This is a genomic window from Nitrosospira multiformis ATCC 25196, from assembly GCF_000196355.1.
Taxonomy (GTDB): domain Bacteria; phylum Pseudomonadota; class Gammaproteobacteria; order Burkholderiales; family Nitrosomonadaceae; genus Nitrosospira; species Nitrosospira multiformis.
This window is the reverse complement of record NC_007614.1, coordinates 1188571-1207743: the sequence shown is the minus strand read 5'-3', so window position 1 is coordinate 1207743 and position 19173 is coordinate 1188571. Positions and strand designations below refer to the sequence as shown.

Annotated in this window: 19 protein-coding genes; 8 read left to right on the top strand and 11 right to left on the bottom strand. The window is 54.6% G+C overall.

From position 1 onward, the window contains the following. Window positions 1–7: 7 nt before the first annotated feature. The 4 genes from NMUL_RS05490 to NMUL_RS05475 all read right to left on the bottom strand — a co-directional run bounded on the left by NMUL_RS05490 (window position 8) and on the right by NMUL_RS05475 (window position 5585). Complete coding sequence (locus NMUL_RS05490) at window positions 8–1231, bottom strand: argininosuccinate synthase (RefSeq protein ID WP_011380391.1); 1224 nt, start codon at window positions 1229–1231, stop codon at window positions 8–10. Between the two features lie 83 nt (window positions 1232–1314). Next, on the bottom strand, window positions 1315–2238 hold the full coding sequence (gene argF / locus NMUL_RS05485; RefSeq protein ID WP_041352408.1) for an ornithine carbamoyltransferase: 924 nt from the start codon (window positions 2236–2238) through the stop codon (window positions 1315–1317). A 94-nt stretch (window positions 2239–2332) separates the two neighbouring features. Beyond that, on the bottom strand, window positions 2333–3505 hold the full coding sequence (locus NMUL_RS05480) for an aspartate aminotransferase family protein (protein ID WP_011380389.1): 1173 nt from the start codon (window positions 3503–3505) through the stop codon (window positions 2333–2335). A gap of 100 nt (window positions 3506–3605) precedes the next feature. Beyond that, the gene (locus NMUL_RS05475; RefSeq protein ID WP_041352407.1) at window positions 3606–5585 is read right to left on the bottom strand and encodes an aminotransferase class I/II-fold pyridoxal phosphate-dependent enzyme; all 1980 of its coding nucleotides are present in this window, start codon (window positions 5583–5585) and stop codon (window positions 3606–3608) included. A gap of 115 nt (window positions 5586–5700) precedes the next feature. Between NMUL_RS05475 and NMUL_RS05470 the strand changes: the two genes are divergently transcribed. Continuing rightward, the gene (locus NMUL_RS05470; protein WP_011380387.1) at window positions 5701–7071 is read left to right on the top strand and encodes an NfeD family protein; all 1371 of its coding nucleotides are present in this window, start codon (window positions 5701–5703) and stop codon (window positions 7069–7071) included. Window positions 7072–7084: 13 nt separating this feature from the next. Then, a complete protein-coding gene (locus NMUL_RS05465; RefSeq protein WP_011380386.1) occupies window positions 7085–7918 on the top strand; it encodes a slipin family protein in 834 nt (277 codons plus the stop codon). A 177-nt stretch (window positions 7919–8095) separates the two neighbouring features. Here NMUL_RS05465 and rpsT read toward each other — a convergent pair whose 3' ends face one another. After that, window positions 8096–8359 carry a 30S ribosomal protein S20 gene (gene rpsT, locus NMUL_RS05460; RefSeq protein WP_011380385.1) on the bottom strand — a complete coding sequence of 88 codons (264 nt, stop codon included), beginning with the start codon at window positions 8357–8359 and terminating at the stop codon, window positions 8096–8098. A gap of 204 nt (window positions 8360–8563) precedes the next feature. On the opposite strand from rpsT, the gene murJ reads away from it, so the two are divergent. Beyond that, window positions 8564–10099, top strand: a complete 1536-nt coding sequence (gene murJ, locus NMUL_RS05455) for a murein biosynthesis integral membrane protein MurJ (RefSeq protein ID WP_011380384.1) — start codon at window positions 8564–8566, stop codon at window positions 10097–10099. Between the two features lie 255 nt (window positions 10100–10354). Here the strand turns inward: murJ and NMUL_RS15620 are convergent, their stop codons facing one another. After that, window positions 10355–10576, bottom strand: coding sequence for a hypothetical protein (locus NMUL_RS15620; RefSeq protein WP_146063186.1), 222 nt, complete (start codon window positions 10574–10576; stop codon window positions 10355–10357). Between the two features lie 55 nt (window positions 10577–10631). On the opposite strand from NMUL_RS15620, the gene NMUL_RS05450 reads away from it, so the two are divergent. Continuing rightward, complete coding sequence (locus NMUL_RS05450) at window positions 10632–11432, top strand: MlaA family lipoprotein (RefSeq protein WP_104009598.1); 801 nt, start codon at window positions 10632–10634, stop codon at window positions 11430–11432. Window positions 11433–11546: 114 nt separating this feature from the next. Here NMUL_RS05450 and htpX read toward each other — a convergent pair whose 3' ends face one another. The 5 genes from htpX to xseA all read right to left on the bottom strand — a co-directional run bounded on the left by htpX (window position 11547) and on the right by xseA (window position 16369). Then, window positions 11547–12428, bottom strand: coding sequence for a protease HtpX (gene htpX / locus NMUL_RS05445; RefSeq protein WP_011380382.1), 882 nt, complete (start codon window positions 12426–12428; stop codon window positions 11547–11549). A 198-nt stretch (window positions 12429–12626) separates the two neighbouring features. Further along, window positions 12627–13133, bottom strand: coding sequence for a disulfide bond formation protein B (locus tag NMUL_RS05440; RefSeq protein WP_011380381.1), 507 nt, complete (start codon window positions 13131–13133; stop codon window positions 12627–12629). Further along, entirely contained in the window at window positions 13126–14325 is a 1200-nt protein-coding gene (locus NMUL_RS05435) for a THUMP domain-containing class I SAM-dependent RNA methyltransferase (RefSeq protein ID WP_011380380.1), read from the bottom strand. The genes NMUL_RS05440 and NMUL_RS05435 overlap by 8 nt, the downstream gene beginning before the upstream one ends. Before the next feature lie 69 nt (window positions 14326–14394). Next, window positions 14395–14772, bottom strand: a complete 378-nt coding sequence (locus tag NMUL_RS05430) for a DUF423 domain-containing protein (protein ID WP_011380379.1) — start codon at window positions 14770–14772, stop codon at window positions 14395–14397. Between the two features lie 253 nt (window positions 14773–15025). Then, window positions 15026–16369: an exodeoxyribonuclease VII large subunit gene (gene xseA, locus NMUL_RS05425; protein ID WP_011380378.1), complete on the bottom strand. Its 1344-nt coding sequence runs from the start codon at window positions 16367–16369 to the stop codon at window positions 15026–15028. 332 nt (window positions 16370–16701) lie between these two features. Here xseA and NMUL_RS05420 point away from each other — a divergent pair, with 332 nt between their 5' ends. The 4 genes from NMUL_RS05420 (at window position 16702) to NMUL_RS05405 (ending at window position 19109) form a co-directional block, all read left to right on the top strand. After that, window positions 16702–17313, top strand: coding sequence for a MotA/TolQ/ExbB proton channel family protein (locus NMUL_RS05420; protein WP_011380377.1), 612 nt, complete (start codon window positions 16702–16704; stop codon window positions 17311–17313). 90 nt (window positions 17314–17403) lie between these two features. After that, entirely contained in the window at window positions 17404–17820 is a 417-nt protein-coding gene (locus NMUL_RS05415; RefSeq protein WP_011380376.1) for an ExbD/TolR family protein, read from the top strand. A gap of 83 nt (window positions 17821–17903) precedes the next feature. Further along, window positions 17904–18089 carry a Trm112 family protein gene (locus NMUL_RS05410; protein WP_011380375.1) on the top strand — a complete coding sequence of 62 codons (186 nt, stop codon included), beginning with the start codon at window positions 17904–17906 and terminating at the stop codon, window positions 18087–18089. A gap of 54 nt (window positions 18090–18143) precedes the next feature. Further along, entirely contained in the window at window positions 18144–19109 is a 966-nt protein-coding gene (locus tag NMUL_RS05405) for an ADP-ribosylglycohydrolase family protein (protein WP_011380374.1), read from the top strand. Window positions 19110–19173 lie beyond the last annotated feature (64 nt).

The window sequence follows — 19173 nt, the reverse complement described above, 5'->3', positions numbered from 1 at the left end:
AGCGCTATTATTTGCGATTTCTTAAATTGGCGGCAATCCGCATCCTGAGTGCATTCAACTTGATGAAACCGGCAGCATCCATCTGATTGTACGCACCCTGGTCATCCTCGAAGGTTGCAATATGGGGATCAAACAGCGAATCTGTTTTCGAGTCTCTCCCCACGACAATCACATTACCCTTGTAGAGCTTCACCCGCACCCAGCCGTTCACATGCGCCTGTGACGCATCGATCATCGTCTGCATCATTCTGCGTTCGGGACTCCACCAATAGCCGTTGTAAATCAGTTCGGCATAGCGTGGCATAAGCTCGTCTTTCAAATGTGCGACTTCACGGTCCAGTGTAATGGACTCCATGGCCCGGTGGGCACGCAGCATGATCGTGCCGCCGGGAGTCTCGTAGCACCCGCGGGACTTCATACCGACATACCGGTTTTCGACCAGATCCAGGCGCCCTATCCCGTGCTTGCCCCCCAGTTCATTGAGTCTGGCGAGCAGGCGCGCCGGCGAAAGCTCTTCCCCATCCAATGCAACGATATCGCCCTGCCTGAATTCGAGGTCGAGATATTCGGGACTATCCGGAGCTTTTTCCGGCGAAACACTCCACCGCCACATCGACTCTTCCGGCTCCTGCGCAGGGTCTTCGAGAATACGTCCCTCATACGAAATATGCAGAAGGTTGGCATCCATACTGTAGGGAGAGCCTTCCTTTTTCTTCATTTCCACCGGGATGCCGTGCTGCTCCGCGTATTTCAGAAGCTTTTCCCGGGATGTAAGGTCCCATTCGCGCCACGGCGCAATCACCCGGATATCCGGTTGAAGCGCATAGTAACCGAGTTCAAAGCGCACCTGATCATTGCCTTTCCCGGTCGCGCCGTGCGACACGGCGTCCGCACCGGTTTCTCGCGCGATTTCGATCTGGCGCTTGGCAATCAGCGGGCGTGCGATGCTGGTGCCGAGCAGGTACTCCCCTTCATAAAGGGTATTGGCCCGAAACATGGGAAAGACGAAATCGCGTACGAATTCTTCGCGCAAGTCGTCGATGAAGATTTCCCTCACGCCAAGCTGCTTCGCCTTTGCACGGGCAGGTTCCACCTCCTCCCCCTGGCCAATGTCAGCGGTGAAGGTGACAACTTCGCACCGGTAGGTATCCTGCAGCCACTTCAGGATTACCGACGTATCCAGACCGCCGGAAAATGCCAGGACTACTTTTTTAATCTGAGCGACATTCACCTTGTTTCTTTTCCCATGCTTGTCTCATTAATAAAAATGCCGGCTTGACTTCCCGAATAACTCCTATTGAAAATCCTGCTCTATCAGGCGTTATCCAGTCTTCCCAGCAACAGGTATTCAATCAGCGCCTTTTGCGTATGCAGCCGGTTCTCCGCTTCATCCCATACCACCGATTGCGGTCCGTCTATCACTTCCGCCGCCACTTCCTCCCCGCGATGAGCAGGCAGGCAATGCATGAACAACGCATCCTTGCGGGTGTGCGACATCATTTCCGCATCCACCCGAAAATCCGCAAAATCCCTTTTTCGCTCCTCGGTTTCGGCCTCGAATCCCATGCTGGTCCAGACGTCCGTGGTAACGAGGTCTGCACCTTTTACTGCCTCATGTGGATCCGCAAACTCCTCATAGTGGCTTGTCCCGTAAAGACCGGCCCGTTCCGGCTCCACTTCGTAGCCTCGCGGAGTGGAGACATGGACGTTGAAATCGAATACTTCCGCTGCCTGAAGCCACGTATTGCAAACGTTGTTGGAGTCCCCTATCCACGCCACCGTCTTGCCGGTAATGCTGCCATGGTGCTCGATGAACGTAAAAATATCCCCAATGATCTGGCAGGGGTGATATTCATCGGTCAGTCCATTAATGACCGGAACACGCGAATGCGCCGCAAACCGCCTGACGATATCATGCTCATGGGTACGGATCATGACGATATCCACCATCCGCGAAATCACCCGGGCCGCATCTTCGACCGGCTCGCCGCGCCCCAACTGGGTATCACGAGTGGAAAGATAGATCGCCGCCCCGCCCAACTGGTGCATGCCCGCCTCAAACGAAAGCCTGGTGCGGGTTGAATGCTTGTCAAAGATCATGGCCAGAGTACGGTCTTCCAGGGGCCAGTAGCGTCGGTATTGCTTGAACTCCTGCTTGATCCAGCGCGTGCGCTCGAACAGATACTCGAATTCCTCCCGGGAAAAATCGTTGAACTGTAAGAAATGCTTGATCTGCATATTTTTGGTGTCAGGGGCGAGTCCGTTGCGAAGACTATTGCGAAGACTTGGGCCGGCTGACTTCAACCGTTCACTTTTTGCGATCGCAAAAAACTCAAGCTGCCAGAAATTCCTTCACAATGGGAGATAAAATGTTGACTACCTGCTCAGCCTCGCTGCGTTGAATCACCAGCGGCGGTAGCAGACGCACGACCTTGTCGGAGGTTACATTGATGAGAAGGCCTTTTTTCAAAGCTTCCTTCACCAGTTCACCACACGGTTTCGAAAGCTCGATGCCTATCATCAGGCCCTGGCCGCGAATTTCAATGACCTCCGGCAAATCCGCCAATTGCGCCTTGAACAGACTGCGCATGAAATCGCCCACTTCCATTGCATTGCGCAGCAGATCTTCTTTCTCGATTACTTCGAGCGTGGTGAGCGCAGCACTGCAGGCAAGCGGGTTTCCACCGAAAGTGGAGGCATGATTGCCTGGCTTGAAGACATTTGCCGCGATACCTTTCGCCAGGCAGGCCCCAATCGGCACGCCCGATCCCAGGCCTTTGGCGAGCGTGACGACATCGGGCGTGATGCCGCTGTATTGAAAAGCGAACCAGTTGCCGGTGCGGCCGATTCCGCACTGTACTTCATCCAGCATCAGCAGCCAGCCGTTCTGGTTACAGAGGTGGCGGAGACCTTGCAGATAATTTGCCTGCGGCACATTGACCCCCCCCTCCCCCTGGTAAGGTTCAACCAGGATAGCAACGACGTTCTTGTTGTGTTCCGCAACCTGTGCCACTGCCTCGAGATCATTATAGGGAACCCGCGCAAAACCGGTGAGGAGCGGCTCGAAGCCAGCCTGCACCTTGCGGTTGCCACTTGCGGTCAGGGTCGCCATGGTACGTCCGTGGAAGGATTTTTCCATGACGATAATAGTCGGCAAATCGATATTCTTCCCATGTCCATACAACCTCGCGAGCTTGATCGCTGCCTCATTGGCTTCCGCCCCTGAATTGCAGAAAAATGCATTGTCCATGCCTGAAAGCGCGGTCAATCTCGTTCCTAGTTGTTCCTGCTTCCTGATATGGTAGAGATTGGAAGTATGGATAAGGGTACCTGCCTGGTCGCAAAGGGCCTTTGCCAGCGCCGGGTGGCAATGCCCCAGCCCGCATACCGCTACTCCCGCAAGCGCATCGAGATAGCGCTTGCCCTCCTCGTCCCATAACCACACCCCTTCCCCCCTCGCAAATGTAACGGGCAGGCGCAGGTAAGTGTTCATCAAATTCGACATAGGTAAATTTGCCAGATCAGAATGCAACACGGCGGCATGAGCCGCCGTGCGACGTGGTGGAATTTATTGTGGTTTATTCTGTGGAATCCTTTAGTTTTACCTATTTTGCAAGCTTTTTCAAGCTCTTTTCCTCGACGTCGCTCAACAGCCTCAAACACGGCAGATAGCCGTCATAAACGATCCCGTGCACTTCCACCCGTTTCTGCGATCGTAGCATGCTGACTAGATATTGCACCACCCCGGACGTGATGGTCTGGCCTGGCACCAGGACCGGAATACCCGGGGGGTAAGGCGTGATCTGATCCGCGCAGACCTTCCCTTTCAGGCTATCATTTATCCGCTCCTGCTCGTCGAGCAACGGAACGATCTCGCCGCCGCAGTAAAAGGCATCCCGCGGCAGATACTTCAATTCAGTAAATCCCGGAAGCTCCGGGATCTGGTAGAGTCTGCGGGGCGCCCTGCCCTCGCGTGCGATGCGCATGAGAGCATCGTAAAGGCGCGATACCTTGCTGCGCGTGGTACCGATGGTCAGCAGCAGAGTGAGCGTATTGAAAGTGGATTTTTCCACCTGAATGTTATATCGCTCGAACAGTTCCCGGACCAAATCTTCCACCGTAAAGCCACAATGCGAAATATCGACGGTGACCTTGGTCGAATCGAGCTGGATATTGTCGTTCTTCACCTCGTCAGGCAGCAGATCCGTCAGTTCCAGTACGCGAAACACGCCGGTCGAATTGATTTGCTCACGTACTTCCTTCGCCAGCTCCAGCGTGCGCGACAATAGCTTGTATCCCTCCATCACCACCTGTTTGCGCGCCACGTCGAGACTTGCAATCATGCTGTACTGCGGGCTGGTGGAAGTATGCATGTTGAAATTTTCCCGAAACAGATGCTCGTTGAATTCGGGATCATTGATATGAATCATGCTGGACTGGGAAAAAGCCGACAGCACCTTGTGTGTACTTTGAGTAGCATAATCTGCGCCTGCTTCCAGGGCGGTGGGACGGAAAGCCGGATGAAAGCGGGCGAACCCGTACCAGGCTTCATCGATGATCACCTTGATGCCTTTGGCATGCGCGGCCTCTATGATCGGAGGCAGGTCATAGCGGAAACCATCATAGGTGCAACTCGTGAGTATGAGCGCCTGGGCATCGGGATGTTCTTCGATTGCCCTGAACAGTGTCTGCTTGGGCACCGGCCCATAAACCCCGAATTTCTTGTTTACCGAGGAGTTGAGATAGATGGGATGGGCGCCGGATAGCACGACTCCGTGATGAACCGATTTATGGCAGTTCCGATCCAGCAGCAGCTTTTCGCCAGGAGCGAGCAACGTCTGGAATATCACCTTGTTGGCGGTGGAAGTGCCATTTGTGGCAAAAAAAGTGCGGCGCGCGCCAAACGCCTTTGCCGCAATCTTCTGCGCTTCGGCAATGACCCCGGAAGGTTCCATGAGCGAATCGAGCATGGGCACCGACACCGACAGATCTGCGCGAAAAATATGCTCGCCGATAAACTGGTAGAAATCGCTGGCCCAGGGACTGTCCCGCAACGAATCGCCTGAAGAATGCCCAGGTGTATGCCAGGCATCCTTTGCCATCAATACATAACTTTTGAGTTGATCGTAAAAAGGCGTGCGCGCTTTTTCCTGAAGCTGGGCATTCAAAATCCGGTACATGCCCCGGTAATCACGCTCTTCCCGATAGAAATAACCATCCACGGTTTCAGAAAACAGCGCATCCACCACCTCATCCTCTTTCTCCTGCGCGATCAGGATATAGATATCCAGCTCGGGGCGGAAACGGGTTATTTCCTGCACCAGTTTCAGCGCCGTCATTTGCAGGATGCGGGAGCCCTTCTCGCCATTTTTCAGCGTATAGAGCGTATCGTCCACCAGCACGGACTGAATGTCGCCATCATCCTGAATGGCCTGCAGCGCCTCCCGCGCAGTAGTGACCCCCAAAAACGTGATTCCCAGAGGGTTCTCAAGGGATCTGGCCGCGGCGTTCAATCCCTTTATGAGCTCCTTGAGTATCAGTTTTTCATCATTGATAACGAGAATTCTGCTTACCGGTCTCTTCATGAAATAAATGCTTTTGATATGGAAGTCGCTTTATGCGCCAAAACAAAGGGCATTGCAAGCATCCGCAAGCTTTTTTGGCGAATTTGTAACGGATGAAACGGTCTATATTGAATAAATGAAACTACTCATTCGCACTCTTTTTGTCAGTGTCCTGGCGATGCTGTTTCTGCTGCCGTCAATTGTTCGAGCTTCCCCTGTCGTGGTGTTGAAAATCGATGGCCCCATTGCTCCGGCCAGCGCCGATTTCATCCAGCGCGGACTGGAACGCGCCGCGAACGAGAACGCGCTGCTTGTGGTGTTACAACTGGACACGCCGGGAGGCCTCGACACTTCCATGCGGCAGATCATCCGCGGTGTCCTGGCTTCACCCTTGCCCGTGGCGACTTTTGTGGCGCCGAGTGGGGCTCGGGCAGCCAGTGCCGGCACTTATATCCTGTATGCCAGCCATATCGCCGCGATGGCTCCGGGCACCAACCTGGGTGCCGCAACCCCAATAGAAATGGGTGGCTTTCCCCGATCAGAGCCTGAACCCAGGCCCCAACCGAAATCAGGCGAGAACCGCGCGCAAAATCCGGAAAAAGAAGGCCAGCTTCCCGTAAAGGACGAAATGTCCCGCAAAATGATTCATGATGCTGCGGCGTACATACGCGGCCTGGCGCAAATGCGCGGGCGTAATGTGGAATGGGCGGAAAGAGCCGTCCGCGAAGCGGTCAGTCTGTCGGCCTCCGAAGCGCTGCACCTCAAAGTTGTCGATTATATCGCTACCGACATCGCGGATCTGCTGAAGCAGCTCAATGGCAGGCAAGTGAACGTACTGGGCCAGGACCGTAAGCTCGATACCACTTCCGCCACCATGGAAGTCGTGGAACCCGACTGGCGCACGCGGCTGCTCGCCATCATCACCAATCCAAGCGTCGCCTATGTCCTGATGCTTATCGGCATTTACGGACTGTTCTTCGAGTTTGCCAACCCCGGTTTTGTGCTACCCGGCGTGGCAGGCGCCATCTGCCTGCTTATCGCCCTGTATGCCTTCCAGTTACTGCCGGTGAGCTATGCCGGACTTGCCTTGATCCTGCTCGGGATCGGGTTCATGGTGGCCGAAGTATTCCTGCCCAGCTTCGGGGCCCTCGGTATCGGCGGAATTATCGCTTTCGTCGTGGGCTCCCTGATGCTGATTGACAGTGAGGCGCCCGGTTTCGGTATCCCCTGGACGCTCGTCGGCGGAGTAGCCTTCGCCAGTGCCCTGTTCCTGATTTCAGTAATCGGCATGGCGCTCAAGACCCGCCGGAAACCGTTGCTGAGTGGTCAGGAGCATATGGTCGGCTCAGTGGGAGAAATGCTGGAAGACACTTCCGGTGACGGCATGGCGCGTATCCGCGGCGAGTTGTGGACCGTGCACTCCGCCCAACCGCTGGTTCGGGGCCAGAAGGTGCGTGTGACCGGAATCGACGGCCTCATCCTGCATGTAACCGCAGCAGAAAAATAACCAGGAGACACTTATGCTCGCCAATTCGGTATTCGGCACGCTCGCCCTCATTCTTATCCTCGCGCTATTCTCGATATTCCGCATTTTGCGCGAATATGAACGGGGTGTCGTGTTCCTGCTCGGCCGCTTCTACAAGGTGAAAGGCCCCGGCCTGATCATCATCATTCCAGGGATTCAGAAAATGGTGAAAGTTGACCTGCGCACGGTGGTGATGGACGTACCGAGCCAAGACGTCATTTCACGCGACAACGTCTCGGTGAAAGTCAGTGCCGTGGTGTATTTTCGCGTGGTCGATCCGCAAAAATCCATCATCCAGGTGGAGAACTTTCTTGCCGCCACCAGCCAGTTCGCGCAAACCACGTTGCGATCGGTACTGGGCAAGCACGAACTCGATGAAATGCTGGCGGAACGCGAGAAACTCAACATGGATATCCAGAAAGTGCTGGACATTCAGACCGACGCCTGGGGCATCAAGGTATCCAATGTCGAGATCAAGCATGTGGACATTGACGAATCCATGATACGGGCTATTGCCCGGCAGGCGGAAGCGGAACGCGAACGTCGCGCCAAGGTGATTCACGCCGAGGGTGAATTACAGGCATCGGAGCAACTCATGCAGGCGGCAGAAACGCTGTCGCGGCAGGCCGGCGCCATGCAACTGCGCTATCTCCAGACGCTTACGACAATTGCGGGCGACAAATCCAATACGGTTATTTTTCCAGTACCGATGGATCTGGTATCGACTCTGACAGAGTCGACCGGGAACCGGAGGGCGAAAGCTTCCGATACCGCAGGACCAGAAGATGCCCCCTCGCTTCCGCTACCTAATTCCGCTGAATCCACGTAATCACCGCTAATGCCGACACCCATGCGAACCCCCTCCCCTCGAGACCGGTCCTTTCCTGCTCGAGGCGAGACTTTTGCATACTCCCCATGGATCGGGTAAGTGCTAAACCATCGACAAAAGGAGCACCAACAAAAAAGCCCGGGTGATTCCCGGGCTTTTTTGTTGGGAGTTGAACGATCAGGCCATCGCCTTGATGGCTGACGAGAGACGGCTTTTATGACGGGCTGCCTTGTTCTTGTGAATGATTCCCTTGTCCGCAATCGAATCTATGGTAGCGACAGACGCCTGATATGCAGCCTGGGCAGTATTTTTGTCAGCCGATCCGATCGCCTTTCTTACATGCTTGATCGCTGTGCGCAATTCCGAGCGCAGACTCATGTTGCGGTTACGATGACTGATATTCTGTCTAGCACGTTTTCTTGCTTGTGCGCTGTTGGCCATGAAAATTCCTCGGATTACCCTTTGCGGAAAATTTTCGAATGATACGGATGTTTACGCCTGATTGCAAGAAAACTGACAACTCTGCCTTTTGTTGCTATCCATTGCAGCATTTGTCCTGATTTGCGCCTGTCGGGGAACGGCAGTGAAGAACGACTCATGGTGAAGCGACCCTAAACCTCAAGTATTCAGTTAACATACGCATCCATGAATCTGCTCAAAGCCCTTGTCACCGTCAGCGGGATGACGTTCATATCCCGCATTCTGGGATTTGCGCGGGATGTCATCATTGCCCGCATTTTTGGCGCAGGCGTCGAAACCGATGCTTTCTTTGTGGCATTCCGTATCCCCAACCTGTTGCGCCGGCTGTTCGCCGAGGGGGCGTTTTCTCAGGCGTTCGTGCCCATACTTGCCGAATACAAGAATCGCCGCACAGCCGAAGATACGCGCGAGCTGGTAAGTCATGTCGCAACGCTGCTGTTCATCGCGCTATTTGCGGTCACGCTGGCAGGCGTTATTGCGGCACCGCTGGTCATCTATGTAAGTGCGCCAGGATTCACGGCAAGCCCCGGGAAATTCGAGCTTACGGTGGAACTGCTGCAGATCACGTTTCCCTACATCCTGTTCATCTCGCTCGTGTCGCTGGCTGGCGGCATCCTCAACACCTGGAGCAGATTTTCAGTGCCTGCCCTGACTCCGGCCCTGCTCAACCTGTCGTTTATCGGCTGCTCGCTATGGCTGGCACCCCTCATGGACCCGCCAGTGCTGGCGCTCGCGTGGGCGGTATTCATCGGGGGGGTGCTCCAGCTTGCCTTCCAGGTACCGTTCCTCATGCGCCTCAAATTGATGCCGCGCCCGCGCCTGAAATCCCCCGACAATGGTGCATGGCGTGTTCTCAAGCAAATGGGACCGGCTGTTTTCGGCATGTCTATCGGCCAGATCAGCCTGCTGATCAACACGATATTTGCTTCCTTTCTTGTCACAGGCAGCGTTTCCTGGCTTTATTATGCGGATCGGCTAATGGAGTTTCCCGCCGGTCTGTTGGGTGTTGCGCTCGGCACGGTCCTGCTGCCGTCCTTGTCGCGGCACTATGCCGACAACAGCACGGATGAATATTCCCGGCTGCTTGACTGGGGTTTGCGCCTGACCATGCTGCTGACGCTGCCGGCGGCGCTGGCGCTGGCGCTGCTTGCCACGCCGCTTATCACGACACTGTTTCATCACGGCGAATTCTCGGCCAATGATGTCTGGATGACACGCAATGCCCTCATCGCGTACAGCGTGGGCCTGCTGGGGCTGATTCTGGTGAAAGTGCTGGCCCCTGGTTTCTACGCAAGACAGAACATCAAGACACCGGTAAAAATAGCCCTCATCACGCTTGTCGCGACCCAGTTGATGAATCTCGCCTTCATCATACCGCTGCGACACGCCGGGCTCGCGCTTGCCATCGGATTGGGCGCCTGTATCAATGCGGGCCTGCTCTATTACAAATTACGGCGTCATCAGATTTATCAGCCTCAACCAGGATGGGGCATCTTTATGACAAAAATATCGGCAGCCCTGGCGATGATGGGAACCATATTATGGTTTGCTTCAGGCACCGATGTTTCGTGGCTGACGGATACGGCGGCAGTGCGAGGGGTACGGTTGGCAGGAGTCGTCATGATCGGGGCGGCGAGCTACTTTGTTACCTTATGGCTGCTCGGTTTTCGCCTTAAGGATTTCTCCCGGCGCGCTGCATAGAAGCTGAATAGCGTACAGTGCGCTTCTGGTACGTTGTCACTCTTTCCACTCTCTCCCACTCCTCTCGCACACCGGGAAGAAAGGAGGATCTGGAACTCACGGTACGAGTGGTCGAATAATTTCAGACTCGCCAACGTTTACCGTTCTTGCATGAGGATTAACGAAAGCCATGTTTGCAGGAAGCTCTCATTACTCTTCATTTCCCTCTCCGGCGCAAAAGACTGGATAGCCAGCAAAAGGCCCGATTATCGAATCTCAATCTCCTTCTCTCACCGGTGGAAGAGGGACAGGGGAGAGAACGTTAAGATCGTGAAAAGCGCGTCGTAAAGCAGATGAAGCATGAACAAACATCCCGGAAAAAGCCTCAGGATTGAGCGAGAAAAAAAGTGTTTTCTTGCTTGAAATTAGCCATATAATGGCGAAAAAACATTCCCTGTCAACTTCAGGATTTACCTTGACTATGGCACGCTCTGTCAAACCTTCTCCTCTATTATTGCCGTTACTTCTTGGGTCTCTCCTCAACGGTGGGGCCATGGCTGAGGACACCACGGCTGATGGAAGCGCTCCCGCAGAGAAGAACGCTTCGACCGCCAAAACCGCTTCTGTTGATGATAACAGGCCAACAGAAGCGATTGAGGGACCTGTATTCAAAAATGCGGCTCCACCTGCCACTTACCCGACCTACAGTAAAAAAGACCCGTGGGAACCCGTCAACCGCAAGATATTTTCATTCAATGAATCGGTTGATGATTACGTCATGAGGCCGGTTGCAAGGGGATACAGATGGATAATGCCGGACCCCCTTGAAACGGCAGTAGGAAATGTTTTCGCCAATCTCGGTGATATACCGATCACGCTGAATAATCTTTTGCAGCTCAAATTCAGCAATGCGCTCACCAGCAGCACCCGGTTCGTGGTGAACAGCACGCTTGGTCTCGCCGGCATCGTGGATCTGGCAAGCGGTATTGGTCTGGAAAAGCATAATGAGGATTTCGGGCAGACTCTGGGTCATTATGGCGTCGCAAGCGGACCGTATGTCGTTTTGCCCTTCCTCGGACCCAGCTCCACCCGGGATGCGGGGGGACGCGTCATTGACACCGTGACCGACCCTGTATTTGTGGGCAGCTTTTTCGTCGCACCCTTTATAGGTCCGATAGTGGGCTCCACCAAGGTTACGGACGCTCGCGCCGATCTGCTCAAATCCGAAAAAACCCTGGAAGAAGCTTCCCTAGACAAATACGAGTTTATCCGGGATGCCTATCTCCAGAGACGGCAAAATCTGGTGTATGACGGGAATCCCCCGAAGGATACGGAGGATGAAGAGGAAATTTGAACCGCGCGAAGGAACAAGAAAGTAAAAGCCTGTCGAACCTGACCCGTCAGAACTGACGGGGCGCAAAAAAGGGCGGAAGCATGTTATGCTTCCGCCCTTTTTATTTCATGCCGATCAGGTCATCGCGCGAAGCGCTGCAATACGCACTTCAAGAGGCGGATGAGACATGAACAGGGTTCTGAGACCCCCTTCCCCTCCGGAAATACCGAATGCTTCCAACCGCTCCGGCAACTGGGAGGGCTCGTGCCGGCGTTGCAGGCGTTCAAGCGCTGCGATCATTTTGTTGCGTCCAGCCAGCTGCGCTCCACCCGCATCCGCACGAAACTCACGCTGGCGGCTGAACCACATTACAATGATGCTCGCCAATATCCCAAGTACCATTTGGGCGATCAGTGTGGTAACCATGAAGGCGGGGCCGTACTCCCGCTCGGTTTTGAATATGACCCTGTCCACGAAATGGCCGATGACTCTCGATAAAAAAATCACGAAGGTATTGACGACACCCTGAATCAGCGCAAGTGTCACCATATCGCCGTTGGCAACATGGCTTATTTCATGCGCCAGCACTCCCTCGATTTCATCTTTTGTCATAGCCTGAAGCAAGCCGGTACTTACCGCCACCAATGCCTCGTTGCGGTTCATGCCGGTTGCAAAGGCATTCATGTCCGGTGCCTCGTAGATCGCCACTTCCGGCATACCGATACCCACGCGCTCAGCCTGCCGCCGGACAGTTTCCACCAGCCAGCGCTCGGTCGGATCGGAAGGTTGCTCGATCACGACCGCACCCGTCATGCGTTTCGCACTCCACTTGGACATGGCCAGCGAAATCAGCGAACCGCCAAAACCGATTACTGCCGCCATGACAAGCAGTGAATTGTAATTGATACCCACACCCTGCTCGTCAAGCATGCGATCAACACCCAACAAGCGCAATGTGATGCTCAGCACCAGCAAGATGGCCAGATTGGTAACTACAAATAGAAAAATTCGCTTCATGGACAGTTCCGTTTCCTTGTATCAGAGATGGATCATATATAGGGATGGGAGTTCAATTTTTCAAGGAGACGCTGCAGGCAGAACCTTGCTCCTCGCAATATTCTTGTCCTGCCCTGATCGACTCAGGCCCTCTTAAACGAGCCTGTCAAAAAGCTCAGGGCGAACGGCGGACGAAGAATTCAGGAGGCTGTTAGTGTATCACTCGCGCTGATTTTCGCGGACGAGCAGGACATAAATCGAGAGCGCGGCAAGGATCATGAAAAAAATTGCGGACCAATCCGGAAGAGTAAGCGAAGCAAATTTCCATGTGACATCGGCGCAATCGCCGTTTGCTTCGAACATGACGGGCCACCATCGTGCCAGCGGCAGCGCGTTCAGAAACGCTTCTTCAGGGCTGATACCGCATTCGAATGCTTCCGGGTAGCGGACGAGCCAAGCCTGACGCAAGGCAACCAGCCCGCCGGTGAACGCAAAGACTGCCATCAGGCCGGCATAGATGCGGCGACCGGTCGTTTCCGGAGTATGAAAAAAACCGGCCAGCGCGGTCAAGCCTATCAGCCAGTAGGCCATACGCTGCACGACACAAAGCGGGCATGGCAAAAGATTTTCCACGAGTTGCAGATAAAGCGCGTAGCCGATCAGGCCCGCGCAACCGGTGAAGATCGCCAGCAATATGCTTCGTACCGGCCTCATGGGGTTACTCATGCTCGGCTCCCGTTACTCGTCCTGGCTCACCGGTGGCGGTTTTTTTCGTTTTGCGCATCCCGCCCGATACAATTTTATATTCCAGTAAGCGGCACTCCAGCGCACCGTTGAAGAGCGGAATACGACGCGAGGCTGTCAGACGTATGAGCTTGGGAAGCTGTGGATCAGCAGTCAAGATGTAGGCATTCCACCCGCTGAATTTCTTCTTAAGCACGTCGCCGAGTTTCGGATAAAACTCCATGAGCTGTTTCTGCTCCCCCAATCTCACCCCGTAGGGGGGGTTGGTGACAAGAAAGCCGGAAGATGCCGGAGCGGACAATTCCAGCACGTTCGCCTGCTTGAGAGTAACTGCTTCAGAAAGTCCGGCAGCGGAGAGATTGGCCTGGGCCACAGCAATCGCATTGCCATACAAATCGCTGCCAAATATCGGTTGCTGAGATTTCGTCTTCTGCCCTGCAATTGCCGCCTTTCTGATCTGCTCCCATCGTTTTTTGTCGAATATCCTGAGCTTTTCGAAAGCAAAACTTCGTCCCAGCCCTGGGGGTATATTCAGGGCAATTTGTGCCGCTTCCAGCAGAAAGGTTCCGCTCCCGCACATGGGATCAAGCAGCGGAATTCCCGGGCGCCAGTCTGCCAGCGATAAAATTCCTGCAGCAAGATTTTCCCGGAGGGGAGCCTCCCCGGTATTCTTTCGCAGGCCACGCTTGAATAACGCGTCACCGGAGGTGTCCAGATACAAGGAAATCCTGCGGGCATCGAGAAAGCCGTGAATCCGGATGTCAGGTTGCACGGTATCGACACTCGGCCGGTTGCCGGCAACTTCGCGGAACCTGTCGCAGACTCCATCCTTGATCTTGAGCGTAACGAAATCCAGGCTCTGCAACGGACACCTGATGGCAGCCACGTTGACCTTGATTGTAAGCGCCGGAGAGAACCAATCGTGCCAGGGTAACTGGCGCGCAACTTTATATACGTCAATTTCGGTAGCGTAAGGTTCGCTTGCAACGCGCCAGAGAATGCGGCTGGCGATACGGCTTTCCAGATTGGTTCGATAGCACGTATCCCAATCCCCCTGAAATTCCACGCCCCCATCCTGAGGATTTATGGCAGAAGCACCGAGGCACTCCAACTCGGCAACGAGCCCGGATTCCACGCCACGGGGACAGGGAGCAAAAAAATGATGAAGCGTCACAGGATGACAGAATGCAGGCGGGTCACGATATCAGGGGAACCTGATCCCCGGATACTCGCAAAAATGGGTTTATCTTGCTGTCCACGAGCCGTAGGCAAGCAGGGCCCACGCTGTGAGGAATGACACGCCGCCCAATGGGGTGATGGCGCCAAGTCCGCGTATGCCCGTGAGGCTCAGCGCATAAAGACTGGCAGAAAACAGAACAATTCCGGCACACATCAGCCATCCGGATAACGCCACCCATTTGGAAGCGGGAAACTGAAACAGCACGAGACCCACTGCGATAAGGCCGAGCGCATGATAAAAATGATACTGCACACCGGTCTGGTATACGGCCAGCATATCAGCGGAGAGCGTCTGCTTCAGGCCGTGCGCGCCGAACGCACCCAAAGCGACGCAGAGAAATGCATTGACTGCGCCCAGCGTGAGAAAGATTTTTGGAGACATATTTTTGTGGAAAGAGCTGATAGGATTCAGTGGCAGAGATCAGTGGCAGAAACATATAAACGGAATTGAATGGCAACTATCTCCATAACGTCTTTTTATCCGGGAAAAACTTATCTCTCCCCTGCGGGAGAACGGGAGTTCGATGCGATTCTGCACAATCCAATCCCGCCAACGGTCAAGTCTGCACCACCCTTGGCTGAATGTCCAGACTCGGCGGAAGGTCATGGAGTGCGATCCTGCAGGCGCATTCCCGCTACTCGCCCTTCTCCATCACGGACGCCTTGCTCCATCCTTTCGCAAACGTCACGCGGATGACATCGCCAACATCGACCTGATCATTTCTTCTCAATACCGTGCCATCGGAGGTATAAGCAATACTGTAGCCTCGCGCCAGAACGGAATCCGGATTCAGATGGGAAAGATTTGCTTCCCTGCGCTGCAAGTGCATGCCGAGAGTTTCAATCCGGGATGCGATCGCCCGCTGAAGGCGTAGACCGAGTTGCTGCTGGCGCCCTTCCAGCCGTGGGATGTCGGGCCGGGCAATCTTCATGCGCTGCTGGAGCTCGCGCAAGCGCCAGTGCCTCTCTTTCGCGTGACGTAGCCATGCGCTTTCCAGGCGTTCGCGCAAACGCGCAAGCTGCGCCAGTTGTGCTTCGATGCGCTTTCCCGGATGTACCAGACGGCACCCCAGCATATCCGTATGCTGCATCCGGCTTTCGATGCGCCGTTGCATCGCGCGGTACATGCGTCCACGAAGAATTTCTCCGCATCTCGCCACTTCTGCGCGATCCGGGCACACGAGCTGGGATGCGCCAGTCGGCGTGGGCGCGCGGACATCCGCAACAAAATCCGCAATGGTAAAATCGGTTTCGTGACCCACTCCACTGACAATGGGAATGGAACAAGCCGCGATTGCGCGTGCCACAACCTCCTCGTTGAAAGCCCACAGATCTTCCAGAGAGCCACCCCCGCGGCACAGTATCAGTACATCGCACTCAGCCCGGCTTGCAGCGGTTTGAATGGCGCCCGCGATCCTTACTGAAGCGCCAGCGCCCTGAACAATCGTTGGATAAACGATTATGGGCACGGAAGGCATACGCCGCTGCAAGGTGGACAGCACATCATGCAGCGCCGCGGCGGCAGGAGAAGTGATGATCCCGATCTGCTTTGGAAACTCTGGCAATGGTTTCTTGCGCTCAGAATCGAACAACCCCTCTTTTCCAAGCCTCGCCTTGAGTTGCTCGAAAGCTTCAAACAGCGAACCGAGTCCGGCGTGGCGGATAGTCTCGATGTTCAGTTGGAAATCGCCGCGCGCATGATATAGCGTTACCAGGGCGCGCACTTCCACCCGCATGCCATCCCGAGGCTGCCAATCAAGATACTGGTTTTTTTCCCGGAACATGACACAGCGCACCTGAGCAATCTCATCCTTCAGGGAAAAATACCAGTGGCCGGAGCCATAGCACTTGATATTGGAGATCTCGCCAGCCACCCAGGATAATGGAAAAGCCTGCTCCAGCAACTCCTTGGCATTGCGGTTCAATTCGCTTACGCTCATGACCGCCCGCTCGAAACCCATTTCCAGAACGTGATTCATCTTGACATTTTACAATAATCCACACTTGTCACGAAAATAGCATATTATGCGGCGCCAACCCGCATGAAATCCGGATATGACATAACCCCATGTTTTAAAATGAATTGTAATAAGTTCAAAAATTAGTCTAATCAGAAAAAGTTGTTATGGAAGGGCGACTTAATGGCTCTATCTGCATATTACCCACAAACTTATCCACAGCAATTGTGGACAATAAAAACCTTTCATCCTTGCTGAAATCACAGCAGCAAGCTACATTAAGACGATTCCTGAAGACCTGATCTACTCTGATTCAGGTTCGATTTCTGTATTTTTACCGAGGAGGCTCCCGCGTGTTCGCGTTGATTCAAGCTGCCGGCTGGCCGATCTGGCCGATCATTCTGGCATCCATCGTCGCGGTAGCCATCATCGGCGAGCGTATCTGGGCACTGCGCCTCAACGTGGTGGCACCCCGGAATCTCTTGCCTCTGGTCGTGCGTGAGTACCGCGAAGCGGGCGTGTCTTCCGAAATGCTCACCCGTCTCCAGAAGCATTCTCCCCTCGGTCAGATTTTTTCTGCGGGACTGAAAAATGACACCAGTACGCGGGAAGTCATGAAAGAATCCATAGAAGAAGCCGGTCGTGCCGTTGCCCATCAGCTGGAACGCTATCTCACCACCCTGGGAACGATCGGCTCCATAAGCCCGTTGATGGGTCTGCTGGGGACACTGGTGGGCATGATCGAAATATTCGGCTCAAACACGCCTGTCAGCGGAAACAATCCGGCGCAACTGGCGCATGGCATCTCCGTAGCCCTTTATAATGCCGCTTTTGGCATCCTTGTAGCCATTCCCAGTATCATGTTTTACCGGTATTTCCGTGCCAAGGTGGATGAGCTGGTAGTAGAGATGGAACTGCAGGCATTGAAACTGGTGGAAATCATCCATGGCGACAGAAAAGGTTGATTACTGGGAACAGCTACCTGATCCGTCATAATCCGCACACCTGAAACTGCTTCTTCTATCACTGCTTCCGTATTCCACCAACTCCCGGCCATGAATTTTCAGCGCGGCAGAAACAAGGAAGAACCTGAAATCAATCTGGTCCCGATGATCGACGTGCTGCTTGTCATCCTGATTTTTCTGATGATAACCACCACTTATTCCAAGTTTTCGGAACTGGAAATCACCTTGCCGCAAGCCTCCTCCGAAAAATCCAGCGAGCAGTCGAATGTCATCGATATCTCGGTCAGCGCGACAGGGAACTACATGATCAACCGGATGCCTCTCCAGTTTCGGAATGTCGTGCAACTGCAGGAGGAATTACGAAGCGCGGCTGGCAGTCGGGTGGATCCTGTGATAGTCATCAACGCGGATGCCCAGGCAACGCATCAGTCGGTTATCACCGTGATGGAGGCGGCGCGGATGGCGGGATATAATCGTATCACTTTCACCACCCGGAATCGGGAATAGCGCCGGGAGCCCGATGAAAAACAGAAAGCTCGGCTTATTGGAAGCAACCGATTGAGGTGAAATCTTAAAATTGAGGCTGAATTATGGATCCGAAATTGCTCGACATTCTGGTATGCCCCCTATGCAAATCACCGCTCCTGTACCGGAAGCCTGAAAACGAACTCATCTGCAAGGCCGACAGGCTGGCATTCCCCATCCGGGATGGAATTCCCATCATGCTGGAAGATGAAGCCCGACGGTTGCCGGTAGAAGAAGAGATCAGCCGATAGATATCCGGCGATGTATCGGATTTCCGGTCTCAGGAGCCTGAAAGGGTATGAAGAATGAAGAGTCTGAACAGTGAGGCGATTCTTGGCGCTTTGGTAGCGGACAGCGCTGCCCTCGGGCTACACTGGATTTATGATCCTGCCCGCATCGCGGAGATCGAAGCAGCTCGGGGTCCACGGGGCCTCGTATTTCTGCAGCCGGAGGAGGCAAATTATGCCGGGGTAAAGGGATACTTTGCACATGGCGGAAAGACATCCGGCGAGTCAAGCTCCTATGGAGAGGTTTGCTTGCTGATGCTGAAGCATCTGGCAAGGCACGGGCGGTTCAACCGGGTCGAGTATCAGAGCGAATATCGCGCCTGCTTCGGGCCGGGCGGGAAATACGTGGGGTATATCGATTCCCCTACTCGCCTCACGCTGCGCACATTGTTACCTTTGGAGCCGCGGGATTTCCCGGCGGCCTCCGGGCCGGACGACGACCAGCATCCATCCCTGGCAGCGATCCCATCACTGGTGGCCGCACACGCAGGAACACTGGATGAACTTCTGCCGCGGGTCGATGAAGTGGTGCGCATAACAAACAATAACGAAACGGCGGTCGCCGCCGCGCAATGTTCTGCCGCAGCGTTATTCAACCTTTTGCATGGCATGCCGATGCCACAAGCCCTGGCACATGCTTTGCCGCTTGCAGGCAGCGTGCTCCGGCCGCTGCTTGAAGAGGCACTTTCAATGTCCAAGCCGGATGGTGTCGGCGCAACTCAACGCTTCGGTTCTGCCTGTCACGTCACGGAAGGTCTGCCTGTCGTCTTCCACATTGCGCAAACTGCGAGCGATTACCGAAGCGCAGTCGAAACCAACATACGCGCAGGCGGAGACAGCTGCGGCCGGTCGATCATGTTGGGTGCTCTTATGGCGGCACATGCGGCAAGACAGAGTACTTGCGAGTTCCCTGTTCCGTTTCAGTGGCTGGCGCGATACCGGAAGTTCATGGAGGCTGCGGATGCCTGCGCAGCCATTCAATGACAAAAAAGAGGGCAGGCGACAGGACAGACAGTGAAGCAGACAGCAAGATGGGGACAAATAGACG

What these genes read in the sequence shown, in the direction of transcription:
- NMUL_RS05480 (WP_011380389.1), bottom strand. Translation starts at nt 3,505, where the DNA reads ATGTCGAATTTGATGAACACTTACCTGCGCCTGCCCGTTACATTTGCG.
- NMUL_RS05410 (WP_011380375.1), top strand. Translation starts at nt 17,904, where the DNA reads ATGGATCCGAAATTGCTCGACATTCTGGTATGCCCCCTATGCAAATCA.
- xseA (WP_011380378.1), bottom strand. Translation starts at nt 16,369, where the DNA reads ATGAATCACGTTCTGGAAATGGGTTTCGAGCGGGCGGTCATGAGCGTA.
- NMUL_RS05450 (WP_104009598.1), top strand. Translation starts at nt 10,632, where the DNA reads ATGGCTGAGGACACCACGGCTGATGGAAGCGCTCCCGCAGAGAAGAAC.
- NMUL_RS05465 (WP_011380386.1), top strand. Translation starts at nt 7,085, where the DNA reads ATGCTCGCCAATTCGGTATTCGGCACGCTCGCCCTCATTCTTATCCTC.
- rpsT (WP_011380385.1), bottom strand. Translation starts at nt 8,359, where the DNA reads ATGGCCAACAGCGCACAAGCAAGAAAACGTGCTAGACAGAATATCAGT.
- argF (WP_041352408.1), bottom strand. Translation starts at nt 2,238, where the DNA reads ATGCAGATCAAGCATTTCTTACAGTTCAACGATTTTTCCCGGGAGGAA.
- NMUL_RS05405 (WP_011380374.1), top strand. Translation starts at nt 18,144, where the DNA reads ATGAAGAGTCTGAACAGTGAGGCGATTCTTGGCGCTTTGGTAGCGGAC.
- NMUL_RS05470 (WP_011380387.1), top strand. Translation starts at nt 5,701, where the DNA reads ATGAAACTACTCATTCGCACTCTTTTTGTCAGTGTCCTGGCGATGCTG.
- NMUL_RS05440 (WP_011380381.1), bottom strand. Translation starts at nt 13,133, where the DNA reads ATGAGTAACCCCATGAGGCCGGTACGAAGCATATTGCTGGCGATCTTC.
- NMUL_RS05430 (WP_011380379.1), bottom strand. Translation starts at nt 14,772, where the DNA reads ATGTCTCCAAAAATCTTTCTCACGCTGGGCGCAGTCAATGCATTTCTC.
- NMUL_RS05475 (WP_041352407.1), bottom strand. Translation starts at nt 5,585, where the DNA reads ATGAAGAGACCGGTAAGCAGAATTCTCGTTATCAATGATGAAAAACTG.
- murJ (WP_011380384.1), top strand. Translation starts at nt 8,564, where the DNA reads ATGAATCTGCTCAAAGCCCTTGTCACCGTCAGCGGGATGACGTTCATA.
- htpX (WP_011380382.1), bottom strand. Translation starts at nt 12,428, where the DNA reads ATGAAGCGAATTTTTCTATTTGTAGTTACCAATCTGGCCATCTTGCTG.
- NMUL_RS05415 (WP_011380376.1), top strand. Translation starts at nt 17,404, where the DNA reads ATGAATTTTCAGCGCGGCAGAAACAAGGAAGAACCTGAAATCAATCTG.